Annotated in this window: 4 protein-coding genes; all 4 read right to left on the reverse strand. The window is 64.0% G+C overall.

The genetic code is table 11. From position 1 onward, the window contains the following. Window positions 1–198: 198 nt before the first annotated feature. The gene (gene tnpC / locus FBT96_RS19445) at window positions 199–1788 is read right to left on the reverse strand and encodes an IS66 family transposase (RefSeq protein ID WP_136909584.1); all 1590 of its coding nucleotides are present in this window, start codon (window positions 1786–1788) and stop codon (window positions 199–201) included. An 85-nt stretch (window positions 1789–1873) separates the two neighbouring features. Further along, window positions 1874–2203 carry an IS66 family insertion sequence element accessory protein TnpB gene (gene tnpB, locus FBT96_RS19450; protein WP_212635415.1) on the reverse strand — a complete coding sequence of 110 codons (330 nt, stop codon included), beginning with the start codon at window positions 2201–2203 and terminating at the stop codon, window positions 1874–1876. 11 nt (window positions 2204–2214) lie between these two features. Next, the gene (locus FBT96_RS19455; protein WP_169583641.1) at window positions 2215–2538 is read right to left on the reverse strand and encodes a transposase; all 324 of its coding nucleotides are present in this window, start codon (window positions 2536–2538) and stop codon (window positions 2215–2217) included. 46 nt (window positions 2539–2584) lie between these two features. Further along, window positions 2585–2765, reverse strand: a 181-nt coding sequence (locus tag FBT96_RS21100) for a hypothetical protein (protein ID WP_212635416.1), incomplete at its 5' end; no start/stop codon positions are given.

The raw sequence follows: 2765 nt of genomic DNA on the forward strand, positions 1-2765 counted from the left end.
CCGCAGGTTCAAATCCTGCCCCCGCAACCAAAATCATCTAGCTAGATCAATGCCTTACGCCCCGCCGAACCGCGGGGCTTTTTGCTTTCCCGGCGCAGGATCCCCCAAGCCCCCGTCGCAAAACGATAAAATCGACCGAAGCTCCCCAAAAATCTCAATCAAATGCCCGCCAGGTTGTAAGCGGCAAGCCGAGACCGTTCAGGGGCTGTAGTTCCAGGGCATGAGTGCGTCGATTTTGGCGCTTGGCCATTGGTTGGCGATGCGTTCGAGGGTCTGGGTCAGCCAGGCTGTGGGGTCGACGTTGTTCATCTTGCAGGTCTGCAGGAGGGTGGCGATGGTGGCCCATGTCCGGCCACCGCCGTCCGATCCGGCGAAGAGGCTGTTCTTGCGGGTGATGGTCTGTGGCCTGATGGCACGCTCGACGATGTTGGAGTCGAGTTCGATCAGGCCGTCGGTGAGGAAGCGCTCGAAGATCTCGCGTCGGGCGATGGCATAGCGCAGGGCCTCGGCCAGCTTCGACTTGCCCGAGATGCGCGGCAGGGTCTGCTGCCAGAGGGCAAACAGTTCGGCAACGATGGAAGCGGAGGTGGTCTGCCGCGCCGCCGCGCGCGCCTCGGGGCTTTGGCCGCGCACCTCAGCCTCGAGCTTCCAGAGTTCGGCCATGCGCTCGACCGTGGTGGTGGCGACCTGACTGTCCCCGGCGGCATGGAGTTCATAGAAGCGCCGTCGACTATGAGCCCAGCATCCGGCGAGGCGTGGGCCATCATTGCCCCCGTCCTTGCGGACGAGCTGATTGTAAGCGGCATAGCCGTCCACCTGCAGAATGCCGCCATAGCCGCCGAGATGTCGGCGAACGCACTCTCCGGATCGGCTGTCCTCGAAGCGATAGGCCACCATGGGCGGCCCGCTGCCTCCGAAGGTGCTGTCGTCACGGGCATAGGCCCAGAGCCAGGCCTTTTTCACGGCGCCGGTGCCAGGCGCCAAGGTCGGAAGGCTGGTTTCATCGGCGAAGATGCGTAGGCCCTTCAGGATCTCGCCCATCACATGCGCCGCGAGAATCTCCAGCTCGAAGCCGACCCGGCCCATCCATTGCGCCATCAGCCGCCGGTCGATCTCCACCCCGTCGCGGGCATAGATCCCTTCCTGCCGGAACAGCGGCAGACCATCGGCATATTTGGAGACCGCGATCTGGGCCAGCAGCGCCTCAGTCGGCAGGCCGCTTTCGATGATGTGGGCCGGCGCAAGCGCCTGGATGACACCGTCCCAGCCCTTGAACGCGTATTTCGGGCGGCGGGTCACGATGACACGGAACTTCGCCGGGATGACGTCCAGCCGCTCCGAGATGTCTTCGCCGATCAGCACCTTCTGCTTGCCTGCGTGTTCTGGCAGATCCTCGGGCTCGATCACCACTTCGATCCGCTCCAGATGGGGCGGGAAGCCCTTGCGCGGTCGCGGAGTCCGTGTCTCGCCCGTGCCCCGTCCTTGGCCCGTCTGCGCCCGCAGGGCGGAGATCCCGGTCTCGATTTCCTCGAAGACGAAGGATTGCTGCGCCTCCTCGTCGGCACCGTGGCCCGCAGCGCCCAGTTTCTCGGAGCGACGCCCGAACCGGGCCCGATCATAGGCCTTCAGGATCTGCATCAACCGCGTGATCCGCGCGTCGGCATCGAGGCTGCGCGCCTTCAGCGCCGCATTCTCTTCCTCCAGCACGGACGTCTTCTCCGCCATGGCTCGGACCATGGCCTTGAGAAGGTCCATGTCATCAGGCAGGGAAAGGTCATCGGTGCGCATGCCACAAAGGATACCATATCCCGCTTGGGCATGCCTCGGCTGATCGACCTTCCTGGCCGGGGTGATTCACTTTGCCGCTGGCTGATTAGCCAGCAAATACAGGCGCTTTCACCGCCATAGGCCGCACCCGTTTCCAGTCCAGCCCATCGAGCAATGCCATCAGCTGGGCGTGGTTGATCTGCACCCGGACAGGCCCGATCCGCGGCCAGCAGAACGCGGATTTCTCCAGCCGCTTCGCAAACAGGCACACGCCGCTGCCATCCCACCAGACGATCTTGACCCGGTCAGCGCGCTTTGCCCGGAATACGTAAAGCGCGCCGCTGAACGGGTCACTGCCGGCATCGCGCACCAGCGACAGCAGGCTGTCCGGCCCCTTCCGGAAGTCCACAGGCTGGCTGGCCAGATAGACCTTCACGCCCGACGGCATCATGGCGAGCGCACCGCACGCAGGATCCGGCGCAGCGCGGCCTCGCTGACGTCCGGGCCGACGCGGATCGTCACCTCACCCACCACAATCTCTACCATCGGTGTTGGCATCGGTGTCGGCGTGCCTGCCATGATGTCTGCTTCCTGCTTCTTGAGGAAGGCCTTGCGCCAGCCGAACAGCTGCGGCGGCGAAATCCCCAAGCGTCGTGCCAGCGCCGAAACGTTCACACCCGGCTCCAGCGCCGCTGCGACCGCTTGCGCCTTGAACTCATCCGACCACCGACGGCGCTCACCTACCGGCGCACCATCAAAACGTTCAATCACGGCCTCCACCAACTGTAAGCTACCAGTTGTAGGCATAGGCGTAGAACTAGTCGTAGGCATGGAACCTCGGCGTCAGAGCAACGCAACCAGCATATCCCAGACCAACCACGACGCTAAGCCACGGGGTTCCCTTGCCGCTTACGCCAGGTTGGTCCGGCTGAGGGATCATCACAATCCTCTCGATCAGGCCGCGCAGAATGGCCACCGCTTCCGGAAGACTCTCCGGA

Origin of the sequence: Rhodobacter capsulatus, assembly GCF_005144475.1 — a bacterium.
In the GTDB taxonomy this organism is placed as follows: Bacteria; Pseudomonadota; Alphaproteobacteria; order Rhodobacterales; family Rhodobacteraceae; genus Rhodobacter; species Rhodobacter capsulatus_C.

What these genes read in the sequence shown, in the direction of transcription:
- tnpC (WP_136909584.1), bottom strand. Translation starts at nt 1,788, where the DNA reads ATGCGCACCGATGACCTTTCCCTGCCTGATGACATGGACCTTCTCAAG.